This is a genomic window from Sphaerisporangium rhizosphaerae (assembly GCF_042665155.1).
Lineage (GTDB): Bacteria > Actinomycetota > Actinomycetes > Streptosporangiales > Streptosporangiaceae > Sphaerisporangium > Sphaerisporangium rhizosphaerae.
Map to the genome: position 1 here is coordinate 16,597 of NZ_JBHTCG010000037.1, position 13,840 is coordinate 30,436.

Annotated in this window: 11 protein-coding genes; 9 read left to right on the plus strand and 2 right to left on the minus strand. The window is 72.6% G+C overall.

Annotation, left to right across the window (positions count from 1 at the left end):
- Window positions 1–5: 5 nt before the first annotated feature.
- On the minus strand, window positions 6–800 hold the full coding sequence (locus ACFQSB_RS34415) for an IclR family transcriptional regulator (RefSeq protein WP_380831033.1): 795 nt from the start codon (window positions 798–800) through the stop codon (window positions 6–8).
- A gap of 105 nt (window positions 801–905) precedes the next feature.
- Between ACFQSB_RS34415 and pobA the strand changes: the two genes are divergently transcribed.
- From pobA to ACFQSB_RS34430, 3 genes are read left to right on the plus strand one after another with little or no spacing between them, the layout of a single operon-like run.
- Window positions 906–2,111 (plus strand): 4-hydroxybenzoate 3-monooxygenase, encoded by a 1,206-nt coding sequence (pobA, locus tag ACFQSB_RS34420; protein ID WP_380831035.1) that lies wholly within the window; start codon window positions 906–908, stop codon window positions 2,109–2,111.
- A gap of 29 nt (window positions 2,112–2,140) precedes the next feature.
- Window positions 2,141–2,989 carry an MBL fold metallo-hydrolase gene (locus ACFQSB_RS34425; RefSeq protein ID WP_380831037.1) on the plus strand — a complete coding sequence of 283 codons (849 nt, stop codon included), beginning with the start codon at window positions 2,141–2,143 and terminating at the stop codon, window positions 2,987–2,989.
- A 4-nt stretch (window positions 2,990–2,993) separates the two neighbouring features.
- Window positions 2,994–3,938, plus strand: a complete 945-nt coding sequence (locus ACFQSB_RS34430; RefSeq protein WP_380831038.1) for a DUF72 domain-containing protein — start codon at window positions 2,994–2,996, stop codon at window positions 3,936–3,938.
- Window positions 3,939–4,001: 63 nt separating this feature from the next.
- Here ACFQSB_RS34430 and ACFQSB_RS34435 read toward each other — a convergent pair whose 3' ends face one another.
- Complete coding sequence (locus ACFQSB_RS34435; protein ID WP_380831040.1) at window positions 4,002–5,057, minus strand: endo-1,4-beta-xylanase; 1,056 nt, start codon at window positions 5,055–5,057, stop codon at window positions 4,002–4,004.
- An 853-nt stretch (window positions 5,058–5,910) separates the two neighbouring features.
- On the opposite strand from ACFQSB_RS34435, the gene ACFQSB_RS34440 reads away from it, so the two are divergent.
- The 6 genes from ACFQSB_RS34440 to ACFQSB_RS34465 all read left to right on the plus strand — a co-directional run bounded on the left by ACFQSB_RS34440 (window position 5,911) and on the right by ACFQSB_RS34465 (window position 13,786).
- Complete coding sequence (locus ACFQSB_RS34440; RefSeq protein ID WP_380831042.1) at window positions 5,911–7,014, plus strand: ATP-grasp domain-containing protein; 1,104 nt, start codon at window positions 5,911–5,913, stop codon at window positions 7,012–7,014.
- A gap of 34 nt (window positions 7,015–7,048) precedes the next feature.
- On the plus strand, window positions 7,049–8,857 hold the full coding sequence (locus tag ACFQSB_RS34445; RefSeq protein WP_380831044.1) for an AfsR/SARP family transcriptional regulator: 1,809 nt from the start codon (window positions 7,049–7,051) through the stop codon (window positions 8,855–8,857).
- A 175-nt stretch (window positions 8,858–9,032) separates the two neighbouring features.
- Window positions 9,033–9,245, plus strand: a complete 213-nt coding sequence (locus ACFQSB_RS34450) for an aroma-sacti cluster domain-containing protein (protein ID WP_354852175.1) — start codon at window positions 9,033–9,035, stop codon at window positions 9,243–9,245.
- Window positions 9,242–12,307 (plus strand): AAA family ATPase, encoded by a 3,066-nt coding sequence (locus ACFQSB_RS34455; protein WP_380831046.1) that lies wholly within the window; start codon window positions 9,242–9,244, stop codon window positions 12,305–12,307. Before ACFQSB_RS34450 ends, ACFQSB_RS34455 begins: the two co-directional genes overlap by 4 nt.
- Window positions 12,304–13,176 carry a S8 family serine peptidase gene (locus tag ACFQSB_RS34460; RefSeq protein WP_354852172.1) on the plus strand — a complete coding sequence of 291 codons (873 nt, stop codon included), beginning with the start codon at window positions 12,304–12,306 and terminating at the stop codon, window positions 13,174–13,176. The genes ACFQSB_RS34455 and ACFQSB_RS34460 overlap by 4 nt, the downstream gene beginning before the upstream one ends.
- Entirely contained in the window at window positions 13,163–13,786 is a 624-nt protein-coding gene (locus ACFQSB_RS34465) for a GAF domain-containing protein (RefSeq protein WP_380831048.1), read from the plus strand. Before ACFQSB_RS34460 ends, ACFQSB_RS34465 begins: the two co-directional genes overlap by 14 nt.
- Window positions 13,787–13,840: the final 54 nt, after the last annotated feature.

The window sequence follows — 13,840 nt, forward strand, 5'->3', positions numbered from 1 at the left end:
CCGGCTCAGCTCGCCGGCGGAGACGCCGCGTACGCGCGGGCGATCTCGCACGCCGTGGCCAGCAGCGGCTCGACCAGCCGGGGCAGCTCCCGGGCCCTGCGGGAGGAGACGACGACGCCGAGGGCGGCGATGGGCACACCGTCGCCGCCACCACCCTCACCACCACCGCGGTCCCGGTGGATCGGGGCCGCGACCGAGCAGGAGCCGGGCGTCATCTCCTCGTAGGTGAAGGCGTACCCCTGGGCGCGCACGGAGGCCAGCTCGCGCGCGAGCCGTCCCGGCTCGGTGACGGTGCGCGGGGTGGGCCTTTCGAGCGTGCGGGCGAGATAGGACGTGACGAACCACTCGGCCTCGTAGGCGAGGAGCACCTTGCCGACGCCGGTGGGGTGCATGGGCAGGCGCCCGCCCGTGCGGGAGACGATCGGCACGGCGCGGCGCCCGTACACCTTGTGGACGTAGAGCACCTCCATTCCGTCACGCACCGCCAGATGGACGTTCTCGCCGGTCTCGGCGTACAGGTCCTGGATCCAGGGGTGGGCCACCTCCAGCAGGCGGCGCGGCGCGAGCTGGCCGAGCTCCCAGAGCCGGTGCCCGATGTGGTAGCGCCCGCGGTCGTCGCGGCCGAGCATCCGGGCGGCCTCCAGCTCGCGGGCGAGCCGGTGGACGGTGGTCAGGGCCACGCCGCTGCGCCGCGCGATGTCGGTGAGGGTGAGCGCGCCGTGGTCGGCGTCGAAGGCGCCGAGGACGGCCAGCACACGGGAGGTCACCGATCGGCCGGGTTCGCGGGATCCTCCGGCCATCCGCCCTCCCCTGATCGTCCACAGGCTGTGGATATTGTGCCACCTTTCCGCTGAGTGGAAGCGCCCGCTCGTGTCCCCGCCCCGCGGCGCAGGATGCTTCGTCGTATGCGCACTCAGGTCGGCATCATCGGAGCGGGCCCCGCGGGCCTCCTGCTTTCCCATCTCCTCCACCTCAGGGGCATCTCCTCGGTGGTGCTGGAGCGTCACAGCCGCGACCACGTGGAACGCCGGGTGCGGGCCGGCGTCCTGGAACAGGGCACGGTCGACACCCTCGTGGCCGCCGGCGTGGGCGACCGGCTCCGCCGCGAGGGCCTGCCGCACCAGGGCATCGAGCTGAGGTACGGCGGCGCGGGGCACCGGGTCGCGTTCGAGAAGCTCGTCCCGGGGCGGTCGATCACCGTCTACGGTCAGCAGGAGGTCGTCAAGGACCTGATCGCGGCGCGACTCGCCGACGGCGGGGACGTCCGGTTCGAGGTCGACGACGTGATCCCGCACGATCTCGACACCGACCGGCCGTATCTCACCTTCGGCGGTGAGCGGCTCGACTGTGACTTCGTCGCCGGGTGCGACGGCTTCCACGGGGTCTCGCGCCCGTCGATCCCGGCGGGCGCGCTGACGGAGTACGAGCGGGAGTACCCCTTCGCCTGGCTCGGCATCCTGGCCCGGGTGCGGCCGTCGGCGGAGGAGCTGATCTACGCGCGCACGGACCGGGGCTTCGCCCTGCACAGCATGCGCTCCCCGGAGGTCAGCCGCTTCTACCTGCAGGTGGCCCCGGACGAGGACGTCGCGGCCTGGCCCGACGAGCGCGTGTGGGCGGAGCTGAAGGCCCGCCTGGAGACGGTCCCGGGCTTCGTCCTGGCCGCCGGGGAGATCCTGGAGAAGAGCGTGACGCCCATGCGGAGCTTCGTGGCCGAGCCCATGCAGTACGGGCGGCTGTTCCTGGCCGGGGACGCCGCGCACATCGTCCCGCCGACCGGCGCCAAGGGCCTCAACCTGGCGGTGGCGGACGTGCGCGTGCTGACCGAGGCGCTGGCCCTGTGGTACGCGACCGGCTCGCGCGACGCGCTGGACGGCTACTCGCGGACGTGCCTGAGCAGGGTGTGGCGGGCCCAGCACTTCTCCTGGTGGATGACGACGCTGCTGCACACCTTCGACTCCGAGGACCCCTACGGCCGGCGGCTCCAGCTGTCCTACCTGGACTACGTGACCTCGTCGGAGGCGGCGGCGGCGACGCTGGCGGAGAACTACGTGGGGCTGCCCTTCGAGCAGTCCCCGACCCCCGGAGGGCTCCCTCCCGACCACTTTGCATAACCTGAAATATCAGGGAACGGGGGGCCGAAATGTCTGATCCGACCGAAGCGAGCGTGTACTTCATCGGCAACGCCACGACGCTGATCCGCTGCCAGGGCTTCACACTGCTGACCGATCCGAACTTCCTGCACCGGGGGCAGCGCGCGTACCTCGGCTGGGGCATCAGCACGCGCCGCCGCACCGATCCGGCGATGGAGATCGGGCGGCTGCCGGCCATCGACGCCGTCGTGCTGTCCCACATGCACGGCGACCACTGGGACCGGGTCGCCCGGCAGGGCCTGGACAGGCGTCTGCCGATCTTCACCACCCCGCACGCCGCCGAGCGGCTCAGGCGTCAGGGGTTCGGCAACGCGATCGGCCTTTCGACCTGGCAGGACCGGGTGATGCTGCGGGACGGCCGCCGCTTGAAGATCACCGCGCTGCCGGCGCGTCACGCGCCCGGACCGGCCGAGCGTCTGCTGCCGCCGGTCATGGGCGGCATGCTGGAGTTCGGCGGGGAGGACGGCAAGGTCGACCTGCGCCTGCACATCAGCGGGGACACGCTGCTGGACGATCGCCTGAACGCGATCCCCCGGCGTTTCCCCGACATCGACGTCGCCCTCGTGCACCTGGGCGGCACCAAGCTGCTCGGCACTCTGCTGGTCACCATGGACGGGATGCAGGGCGCCCAGTGGGTCGAGCTGATCGGCGCCGACCACACCGTGCCCGTCCACTACGACGACTACGAGGCCTTCAGCTCGGGGCTGGACGACTTCCGCCGGCACGTCAACCGCCTCGGGCTCGCGGACCGGGTGCACTATGTCGCCCGCGGCGAGACCTACCACGTCCTCGGCCGCAGGACCGGACGAGCCGGGCGGGCCGGGCGCGAGAGCCACTGACGCGATGGGCGAGGTCCTCGTCGGCACGGCGTCGTGGACGGACAAGACGCTGCTGGCGTCGGGCTGGTACCCGCCGCGGGTCAGGACGGCCGAGGAGCGGCTGCGGTTCTACGCGGGCCACTTCCCGCTCGTCGAGGTCGACTCGACCTACTACGCGCCGCCCTCGCAGGAGACGGCGCGGTTGTGGGCCGAGCGGACCCGGCCGGGGTTCGTCTTCGACGTCAAGGCGTTCTCGCTGCTCACCGGCCATCCCACCCGTCCGGCGGCGCTGCCGCGGCGGCTGCGGCCGGGCGGCGACGCGGGACCGGCGGCCGACGGGGACCGCACGGGGAAGAAGAACCTGTACGCGGCCGACCTTCCGCCGGGCGTCGTGGACCAGGTGTGGGAGGCGTTCGTGTCCGCGCTGCTGCCGCTGCAGGAGGCGGGCAGGCTCGGGGCGGTGCTGTTCCAGTTCCCCCGCTGGTTCCCCATCGGCGAGCGCAACAAGCGGTACATCCTTTCGTGCAGGCGCCGCTGCGAGCCACTGCCCATCTCGGTGGAGTTCCGCAACCGGACGTGGATGTCCGTGGAGAACCGCGCCGAGACGCTGGACTTCCTGCGTTCGTACGCCATCCCGTACGTGTGCGTGGACATGCCGCAGGGGCACCCGTGCTCGGCGCCGCCGGTGGTCGCGGCGACCTCCGGCCTCGCGGTGGTGCGGTTCCACGGCCACAGCGCGAAGTGGACCAGCCACGACATCCACGAGAAGTTCGGCTACCTGTACTCGCCGGAGGAACTGCGGGAGTGGTCGCCGCGGCTGCGCGAACTGGCGGGCGAGGCCGACACCACGCACGTCCTGATGAACAACTGCTACCGCGACTACGCCCAGACCAACGCCGGGCAACTGGCCGCTCTGCTGCGGGACGCGGCGGACGTCCCGGTACGTCCCGCGCCCGCGCCGTCCGAGTGAACCTTCGCCGGGCCCGGCGCCGGCGGCCGGCCGTCGGACGGCCGCCGGAACCGGTCTTCGGGCTCAGGCCCTGCGGACGCCGAGGAGGGCGTCGTAGGCGGGCTTGTGCGCCAGGTTCTCGTCCGTGATGCAGGCGGCGCCCTCACCGGTGAAGACGCCGGGGACCCACGAGTGGCGGTCGGTGAAGCCCCAGACGGTGAACTCGACGCAGCGCCGGTTGGCGGCGCAGGTGGACAGCATGTTCCGGTAGTAGTCGGCCTGGGTGGCGAGCTTCTCCGGCGTGACCGGCAGCACCATGCGCACGTCCGCCTCGGTGATCGCGGCCTCCAGGCCGAGGTCGGTGAACTGGCGCATGACGGCGGGAAAGTCGCCGGGGTAGTCGTACTGGATGCCCAGGTGCCCCTGGAAGCCGATGCCGTCGATCTGCACGCGCTTGGACTTGAGGTCCTTGACGATGTTCAGCGTCTGGGCGATCTTGGCGGTGTTCCACTCGAGGTTGTAGTCGTTGATGTAGAGCTTGGCGTGCGGGTCGGCCTGGTGCGCCCAGCGGAAGGCGTCGGCGATGTAGCCGGGGCCGAGGGTGGTCAGCCAGATGCTCTGGCGCAGGTTGCCCTCGTCGTCCACCACCTCGTTCACCACGTCCCAGGCGCGGATCCTGCCGCGGTAGCGGCCCACCTCGGTGAAGATGTGGTCGCGGAGGATCCTGCGCAGCTCCTTGGCGTCGATGCTGCCGTCGGCGACGCCTTCGGTGAGCCAGGCGGGAATCTGGTTGTGCCAGATGAGGTTGTGCCCGCGCACGTGCTGGCCGTTGCGCTGCGCGTTACGGACGATCGCGTCGGCGCCCTCCCAGGTGTAGACGCCGCGCTGCGGCTCCACCGACTCCCACTTCATGGCGTTCTCGGCGGTGATGTGGGTGAACTCGCGGTTGAACACCTGGCGGTAGTCGGCCTCGTCGGCCAGGGCGGTGACGTCGATGGCCGAGCCGATGTACACCTTCAGCTTGTGCGCCAGCTCGCGCAGGTCGTCCGGCGCCCTGCCGCCGCCCGTGCCGGCGCTCGCCGGCGAGGGTACGGCCAGCGCGAGCGCGATGGCGATCAGTCCCAGCATGAGACGTTTCATGAATCCTCGCTCGTGATGTTCGATGACGATCTCGTAGCCCCCGGCGGCAGGTCATGGTCCCGGCGTTCCGAAAGTTTCGGACCATTCCCGAGATGTTTCGTGCGGTGCCCTGCAACGTAGATGTAACGCAGGCGATCGTCAACGGGCGGGGCGCGGACGGAGACGGGTGGAGCGATCCGAGGGGCGCGGGCGTGAAACTTTCGCGGCCCTCTTCCGGGATGGAGTCCGAAATGCCGGACGGCTTTCGGACCCGCCTTCCGGGGCGGTCGCCGCGCGGTGGAGGTCGCCGCCACCGGCGTCCGCGCCCGCCCGCGCGGGACCGCGGCGGACGCCACACGAGGCGGCCGGCGAACGCGCGCGCCCGTCCGGCGCTGCCTGCACGAACATGATTCAGTTTCAGATCTTGGGGATGATCGGCCGGGCGTATCACCCTTCAGTGGCCTCAATGGTGAAATGCGCACGAGCCGGCGAATGACATGGTGCGGCGCCTCGTTTTCGGTCATGGCGTGCCGTCCCAAATCAGGGCGGCGTCCGCATCGGCACTCGAGGGAGAAGCGCGCGGAGCCTCCCCTACCGGATTTGTCTACCTGCGGAAACACCGCTTGCAGAGCATGCTGACTCGTGCTCTTATTGAGTCACGAACTCCCCACATAGCAGGTCAAAGCCGTCCTTTATCCGTCTACGCCTCATCTTGTCGATAAACAGCCGACATCCTGACTGATGGAGGTGCGTTCGTGAACAGCATGGTGATTTCGCGTGAAGCGTCGGTGGATGACGCTTTCCGCCCACGCACGGCCGCGGATGGACATTGTTAGGGCCTGTCGGTGGTTCGGCATATGATCTTTCCGGCCGCGTGCCCATGCCCCCGGTCACCGTGGACCTGCGCTCCTCGCGCGGCGTCGTGACATGGTCGCCACCGGAGCCGTACGACCCCCTGACCGCGACTCCGTGCGTCGTCCTGGCCGACCGGGCCGGGTGCGGCGAGTTCCCCGTCCTGCAGACCCTGTTGTGCCGTCTCGGCGTGCCGAGCGTGCGGATCGACGCCGAGGGCGTGTCGGCGTTGGACCTGTCGTTCCGGCTCGGCGGCGGCTCCCTCACCCTGGACGACGGCTCCCTCACCCTGGACGGCCGCCGCGTCGTTCCGACCGTCGTCTGGGCGCGGCACTTCTCACCGCGGGCGATGCCCCGCGCGGGCGGTCCGGCCGCGGCCATGGTGCGCGCCGACTCGTGGACGGCCCTGGTGCGGCAGCTCGCCTCGCTGGCGCCGTCGAGCCTGCCCGGAGGGAGTCCCGGCCACCTCGAACAGCTCGCCGGCGCCGCGCGGGCCGGCGTCCGCGTTCCCGAGACGGTCGTCACCACCGACCCCGCGGCGGTCCCCGCGCGCTCGGCGGCCCGCCGGTTCGTGGTCAAGGTGGTGGACGAGCACTTCCTCGAGACGGCGCCGGGGCTGCTGCTCGGGGTGTTCCCGCAGGTCCTGGAGCGCGAGGAGCTGGCGCGCCTGCCGGCGCCGGACTTCCCCGTGATGGTGCAGGAGCACGTCGAGCACGACGCGGAGCTGCGGGTCTACTACCTGGACGGCGCCGTCCACGCCTACGCGGTCGACAAGCCTTCGCCCGACTCGCCGTGGCGCGAGGAAGCGCGGGTACCGGTCACGCCGGCGGCCGTCCCCCCGGCGGCGGCCGCGGCCGTCCGCCGGCTCGCCCGGCTGTGGGGGCTGGCCTACGGCGCCTTCGATCTGCTCCTGGCCGGGGCGGAGGTGGTGTTCCTGGAGGTCAACGTGGACGGCGACTGGCGCTGGTTCGAGTCCAGAGCCGGCGGGACCGCCGTCTCGAACGCCGTCGCCCTCATGATCAGAAAGCGCCATCTGGACGCGCTGCGGAGCGCCGGCGCTCCCCCTCCGATCGAGATCGTCGACTTCCTGCTCCTGGGCACGCCGATGGCCGGTGGGGCGCGGTGACCGTCACAGCGACGGCGCGAAATCAAGGACAGCTATGGGTAACGCGGCTTTTCGCCTTCACTGCTCGATACTCGGCCCGCTCGAGGTCCGGGTGGACGACTACACGGCGGTCATCGGCGCGCCCAAGCAGCGGCTGCTGCTGGCGATCCTGCTCTGCCACGCCAACGCCGTCATCCCGTCCGACCAGCTCATCGACGCGCTGTGGGGGGAGCGCCCGCCCCGGACCGCCCGCAAGAACCTGCAGGTCTACGTCTCGGGACTGCGGAAGATCTTCGGTGACCGGCTCAGCTTCGAAGGCTGGGGCTACCGGCTGTTCGCCGGGCGCGAAGAGCTGGACCTGCTGCGGTTCGTGGAGCTGGCCAGATCGGGCCGCGCCGCCGTCCGCGCCGGGGACCTCGCGGTCGCGGCCGAGCTGCTGGGGGAGGCCGTGCGCATGTGGCACGATCCCCCGCTGGCCGAGTTCTCCCACGTGCCCCTGGTCGCCGGGGAGCTGGCACGCTCCACCGACCTGTTCCTGTCGGTGTACGAGGACTGGGTGGAGCTGGAGATCGAACTGAGCCACCACGTCGAGGCCCTGGCCTCCCTGGACCTCCTCGCATCGCGCTTCCCCGCGCGCGAGCGCATCGCCGCGGCGCGGATGACCGCTCTGTACCGCTGCGGGCGCGCCTCGGAGGCCCTGTCGCACTTCGAGGGCCTGCGCCGCCACCTGGCCGCCGAGATCGGCCTGGACCCGAGCCCCGTGCTCAGGAACCTCTACCAGGAGATCCTGCGCGGCGAGGGACGGCGGACGGCGGACGGGGCGGGCCACGCCGGCGCCGGTCGCCCGCGCCCCATCCAGACCCTGGCCAACCAGCTACCGCGCGACATCGCCGACTTCGTCGGCCGGGAGCGGGAGGTGCGGCGCATCGTCGACGAGGCGGCCGCCGTCACCCTCATCACCGGCGGGCCGGGCATCGGCAAGACCGCCCTGGCCGTGCACGTCGCGCACATGCTGGCCCCCGGCTTCCCGGACGGCGCGCTCGTCGTCGCGCTGCGCCGCCACTGCGGCGACACCCGCGGCACCGTGGACCTCCAGCGGGAGCTCCTGGAGGGCGTCGGGCTGAACGTCGCGGGCATCCGCGACGACGACGTGCTGGCCTCGGTCTGGCGGTCCTGGCTCGCCAACCGCAAGATCCTGCTGGTCCTGGACGACTCCCCCGACGAGTCCAGCGTCCGCATGCTGCTGCCCGGCACCACGGCCAGCAAGGTGCTGGTGACCAGCCGCAGCAGGCTCAGCGGGCTGGAGTCGGTGACCCGGGTCGGCCTGGAGGAGCTGTCGGCGGCCGAGGGCCTGGAGTTCATGGGCAGGCTGATCGGCCACGACCGGGTGTTCGGCGACCTGCCCGCCGTCACGGCGATCTTCGAGCAGTACGGGGTGTCCCCCCTGGCGCTGCGCCTGCTCGGCGGCAGGCTGTCCGGGCTGCGTCACGTGCCCCTGGCTCATCTCGCGGAGCGGCTGTACCGCTCGGAGAACATCCTGGACGAGTTCGTCGCGGGGGAGACCTCGCTGCGCGACCGGTTCGAGGAATGCTACAACCGGCCCTCCTGGGCGCACCGGCCGGCGTTCCTGGCCCTCGGCGCGCTGCCGGGGCCGCCGTTCGGTCACGACGAGCTGGTCGCCGCGCTGGAGGGCATCGTGACCTCGGCGGAGCGGGCCATCGAGTCGCTGCTGGAGGCCAACATCCTGTCGGTGCCCCAGAAGGCGGCCGACGAGGCCGAGGTGGTGGCCCACTCGATGGCCTACACCATGTCACCGCTCGCCCACCGTTTCGCGACCGAACTGCGCCGCCACCATGGACGCTGAGCCGCCTACGGAGCCCGCCTCGTCCGGGTGGTGACCCACACGGCCAGTTTCGGCCCAGTTCGGGAACAGTATGGCGGCGGCATGGCGGCGCCATACTGCCGCCAAACCCTGCCTCACTAGCGTGTGGATCAGCAGTGGCCGGCAGGCCGCGGCGGGCGCGACCAGGAGGTGGCCGATGGACAGCCGCGAGATTCGGACCGGGCCGACGACGTTCGACGCGTTGGGGACCCTGCGCGAGGCCGGTCATCCGATCGACCTGCTCAGCGAGCGGCAGCGGCAGGTGTTCGCGGAGTTGAGCCGGCCGGAGGTCGAGCTGCTGAACTCCATCAAGACCCGCCTCGACGCCGTGGCGGGCGAGGTCGAGGGTCACGAAGTCAAGCTCGTATGACGGCCCGGGCGCCCCGCCCCGCGCGCCGCAACGTCGTCGTCCTGTTCATCGACCTGGTCGGTTCCACCGAGCTCGCGGAACGGCTCGACCCCGAGCTGCTCCGGCACATCCTGGACCGGTACTACCAGGCGTGCACCTCGGGCATCGGCGAACACGGCGGCGTGGTCGAGAAGTTCATCGGCGACGCCATCATGGCCGTGTTCGGCATCCCCATCAGCAGCGAGGACGACGCCCTGCGCGCCGTCCGCGCCGCGCACACCGCCCTCGCGCGGGTGCGTGAACTGAGCGACGGGCTCGCGCCCACCCACGGGATCCGGCTGGAGGTGCACTGCGGCGTCTCCGCGGGCGAGGCGGTGGTCATCGACACGCCCGGCTCGGACCTGCGCGTCATCGGCGACACCGTCAACACCGCGGCCCGGCTGCAGTCGGCCGCGGGCGCCGGGGAGATCCTCGTCGGCGACGAGGTCGGGCGCATGGTCCGCGCGCAGGCGCGGCTGGTCTCGATGCCGCCGCTCACGCTGAAGGGCAAGAGCAACCCCGTGCGGGCGTGGCGGGTGGAGTCGCTGGAACCGCAGACCGGGGGACGCGACGAGGGCGCCGTCCCGCTCGTCGGCCGCGACGACGAGATGGACCAGCTGCGCCAGGCGTACCGGCGCTCCTCCCGGGGCCGGCGGTGCTGCGTGGTCACGCTGCTCGGCACCCCCGGCATCGGCAAGTCGCGGCTCGTGCGCGACTTCGTCCACACGCTGCCGGAGGAGGTGACGGTGCTCGTCGGACGGTGCCGCTCGTACGGCGCGGGCATCACCTACCGCCCGGTGGCCGAGATGCTGGAAGCCCTCAACGGCTCCTGGACCGACATCGCCCCCCTGATGGAGCCGTCGAGCACGCCCGCGCTGCGCGGCCTGGTGACCGCCGACGCCTCCCGCTCCCCGCGCGGCGGCGAGGAGGCCGGCGTGGAGGAGATCTCGCGGGCGGTGCGCACCCTGTTCGAGGCGCTCGCGCGGCACCGGCCGCTCGTGGTGGTCTGGGAGGACCTCCACTGGGCCGAGCCGACGCTGCTCGATCTGATCGACGACGTGGCGACGTGGCTGCTGGACGTGGCGGTCCTGCTGGTCTGCGTGGCCAGGCCCGAGCTGCTGGACGCGCGCCCGACCTGGGGCGGGGGCATGGCGTGCTCGTCCTCGCTGGAGCTCGGCGCGCTCGACCAGGACCAGATGCGGCTGCTGGTCGCCGCGCTCTCGGCCGGACGGGCGCCGGAGCCCGAGGTGGTCGCCCACGGCGTGGACGCCCTGTGCGTGCGGGTCGCCGACGGCTCCGACGGAAACCCGCTGTTCGCCGAGCTGATGCTGGAGACGCTGGTCGAGGACGGGGAGGACGCGCCTCTGCCGCCCACGATCCAGGCCCTGCTCGGCGCCCGCCTGGACCGGCTCGGCGAGGGGGAGCGCGAGGTGCTGGAGCGGGCCGCGGCGATCGGCCACGTCTTCACCGCCGACCAGCTCGGCCTGCTGTGCCGGGACGGCCTGGACGAGCAGGACATGGGCGAGTCGCTGCGGCGCCTGCTGCGGCACCGCATGATCCGGCGGCGGGAGGCGTCCGGCTCCTTCCAGTTCACCCAGACCCTCACCCGGGACACCGTCTACGCCATGACCCGCAAGGAACTGCGGGCGAGCTGGCATCTGGCCCTGGCCGACCGGCTGACCGGGGCCGGCCGGCCGCATCCCGGCGGCTCCTACGAGGAGTCCTCCCACAGTGACCTGACCCACCACCTAGAGGCCGCCTGCCACCTCACCCGCGACGTCCGCCCCGACGACCCGTCCCTGCCGGCGCTCACCGAACGGGCCGCCCGCGCCCTCATCGACGAGGGCACCCAGGCGCTGCACCGCAACGATCTGCCCGCCGCCGTCGGCCTGCTCGAACGCGGGCGCGACCTGCTGCCCGCGGGCGACCCCGAGCACCGTCCCCTCGCGGTGCGCATCTGCGACGCCGGGGTGGCCCGCGGCGACGGCGACCGGGCCTTCGCCGCGCTGGACACCGCCGAGCGGATGCTGCCCGACGACCGGCGGACCCGGCTCACCTGCGCGATCCAGCGCGAGACGCTCGCGGTGCGCTTCGGAACCCGCCCCGTGGACCACGGAGCGCTGCGCGAGATGCTGGCGGCCGACCCCGGCGACGACCTGGGCTGGTGCCGGTTCCACCAGCTCGAAGCGCTCGCCCGCACCATCGAGGGGCGCTCCGGAGCAGCCGAGGACGTCCTGCGCGAGGGCCTGGTCCGCGCGCGGTCGCTCGGCGACCGGTACGAGGAGGACCGGCTGCTCAGCGGGCTGTGCGAGCTGGCGCAGTGGTCCCCCACGCCGCTGCGGGAGAGCCTCGCGCTGTGCGACGAGCTGTCGGCCAGGTTCGGCGGCGACCGTGCCCTGCTGGTCCCCGTGCTGCTCACCAAGGCGCGCCTGCTGGCTCTGTCCGGCGAGGTCACCGCCGCCCGGGCCGTGCTCGCCACCGCCGGACGGCACGCCGGCGACCTGCACCTGGACATGGCGGCGACCGCCGTGAACCAGGTCCGCGGGCTGGTCGAGTCGCTCGTCGGCCGGCACGCGGAGGCCGAGACCCTGTTCCGGCGGTGCGCGTCGGCCCTGCGCCGCGCCGGTCACACCTCGCCGGGCAGGACGCTGGAGGCGTACGCGGCGCGCGAGCTGCTGCGCCAAGGGCTGGTCTCTGAAGCCGGGGAGGCGCTGGACCGGCTGGAGGCCGAGGCCGGGCGCCCGCAGGTCCGCGGCGAACTGGTCGTGCTCGCCGCGCGCGCCCGGATCGCCTCCCTCGGCGGCGACCACGGCGCCGCGCTCGCCTTCGCTGCCCGGGCGCGGGAAGCGCTGGACCGCACCGATGACCCGTGCCTGCGCGGCGACGTGCTGACCGAGCTCGCCCGCGCCTACAGCGCGGCCGGGCACGCCGCCGAGGCGGGCGAAGCCGCGGAGCGCGCCCTGCACAGCTACCTGGCCAAAGGCGCCGGCCTGCCCGCGGGGCGGGTCCGCGCCTGGATCGCCGAACAGGAGGGACCCCGGTGACCCAGCCGCCCTGGCGCCGCGAACGCCGCGCGCACTTCCCCGGCCTGCCCGCCTGGAGCGCCGCCACCTCCCGGCTGGCCCTGGACGACTTCGGGGTCATCCGCCACGAGGAGGTCACCCAGCAGTGGGCGTGGGGCGGCGGCCTGGGCGCCGGGGTGCGCGTCTGCGTGCTGGACACCGGCGTGGACGGCGCGCACCCGATGGTCGGCGCGCTCGAACGATCGCTCATGGTCGCCCACGACGGCGACGAGCTGACCATCGCCGACTGCGCGCCGGTCGACCCGGCCGGTCACGGCACGGCGTGCGCGGGGGTCATCCGGTCGATCGCACCCGCGGTGAGCCTCACGTCGGTGCGGGTGCTGACCGACGGGCGCTCCGGCAGCGGCGCCGCCCTGCTGGCCGGGCTCCGCTGGGCCGTCGACGAGGGGTACGACCTCATCAACCTCAGCCTGTCGACCACCAGGAGCGAGTTCCTGCCGACGCTGCACGACCTGGCCGACCGCGCCTACTTCCGGCGGTGCCTGCTCGTCGCCGCCGCGCACAACATGCCGGTGCTGAGCTTCCCGTGGACCTTCTCCTCGGTCATCTCGGTGGCCAGCCACGACGAGCCGAACCCGATGACCTACTACTACAACCCCACCCCTCCGGCCGAGTTCTACGCGCGCGGCGTGCGCGTCCCGGTGGCCTGGCCGGGCGGCCGGATGATCCGCAGCAGCGGCAACAGCTTCGCCGCGCCGCATATCACCGGCATCTGCGCGCTCATCCTCGGCAAGCACCCGTGGATGACGCCCTTCCAGCTCAAGTCGGTGCTCTACCTGGCCTCTGCCAACGTCGTCGCACGCAACGGAGACGCCCATGTACCTCTATGACCACCCGTCCGCCGGTGACGCCGAGATCACCGAGCGCAGGCTGCTGCAGTCCATCGTGGAGGTGGCTCGCGAGGTGTTCGACGCGGCGGCGTCGTCGGTGTTCCTCGTGGACCCCGACACCGGCGAACTGGTCTTCGAGGCGGTGTCGGGCGAAGGGGAGGAGCATCTGCTGGGGACGCGGTTCCCGGCGGGCACGGGCATCGCGGGCTGGGTCGCGGCGAGCGGCCAGCCGATGATCGCCGACGACGTGGCCGACACGCCGCAGTTCGCCAAGGACGCGGCCGAGTCCACCGGATACGTCCCCGGCAGCATCATGGCCGCGCCGCTCGTCCGGTACGAACGCTGCATCGGCGTCCTTGAGGTGCTCGACCGGGCGAGCGGCGGGTCACGGGGTGAGCTGGCCGAGGTGAACCTCCTCGGCCTGCTCGCGACCCAGGCGGCGTACGGGCTGGAGCTGCTGCTGCGGCTGCGGTCCGCGAGCGCCGCCGCCTCCCCCGGCGACGACGTGCACGTGCTGCTCCAGCGCATCTCGGCGCGGGTGCCCCGGGGAGCCGGGACGACCCACCCGACCGCCCTGAAACTCCTCGCGGTGGCCGAGGAGCTGCTGTGACCTCCCGCCGCCCGGCCCCGTTCCCCCGCGACGCGGCGCCACCGGGACGGCCGG

Bases quoted from the DNA above. Each gene is read 5' to 3' on its own strand.
- ACFQSB_RS34415 (WP_380831033.1), bottom strand. From the start codon at position 800: ATGGCCGGAGGATCCCGCGAACCCGGCCGATCGGTGACCTCCCGTGTG.
- pobA (WP_380831035.1), top strand. From the start codon at position 906: ATGCGCACTCAGGTCGGCATCATCGGAGCGGGCCCCGCGGGCCTCCTG.
- ACFQSB_RS34425 (WP_380831037.1), top strand. From the start codon at position 2,141: ATGTCTGATCCGACCGAAGCGAGCGTGTACTTCATCGGCAACGCCACG.
- ACFQSB_RS34430 (WP_380831038.1), top strand. From the start codon at position 2,994: ATGGGCGAGGTCCTCGTCGGCACGGCGTCGTGGACGGACAAGACGCTG.
- ACFQSB_RS34435 (WP_380831040.1), bottom strand. From the start codon at position 5,057: ATGAAACGTCTCATGCTGGGACTGATCGCCATCGCGCTCGCGCTGGCC.
- ACFQSB_RS34445 (WP_380831044.1), top strand. From the start codon at position 7,049: ATGGGTAACGCGGCTTTTCGCCTTCACTGCTCGATACTCGGCCCGCTC.
- ACFQSB_RS34450 (WP_354852175.1), top strand. From the start codon at position 9,033: ATGGACAGCCGCGAGATTCGGACCGGGCCGACGACGTTCGACGCGTTG.
- ACFQSB_RS34455 (WP_380831046.1), top strand. From the start codon at position 9,242: ATGACGGCCCGGGCGCCCCGCCCCGCGCGCCGCAACGTCGTCGTCCTG.
- ACFQSB_RS34465 (WP_380831048.1), top strand. From the start codon at position 13,163: ATGTACCTCTATGACCACCCGTCCGCCGGTGACGCCGAGATCACCGAG.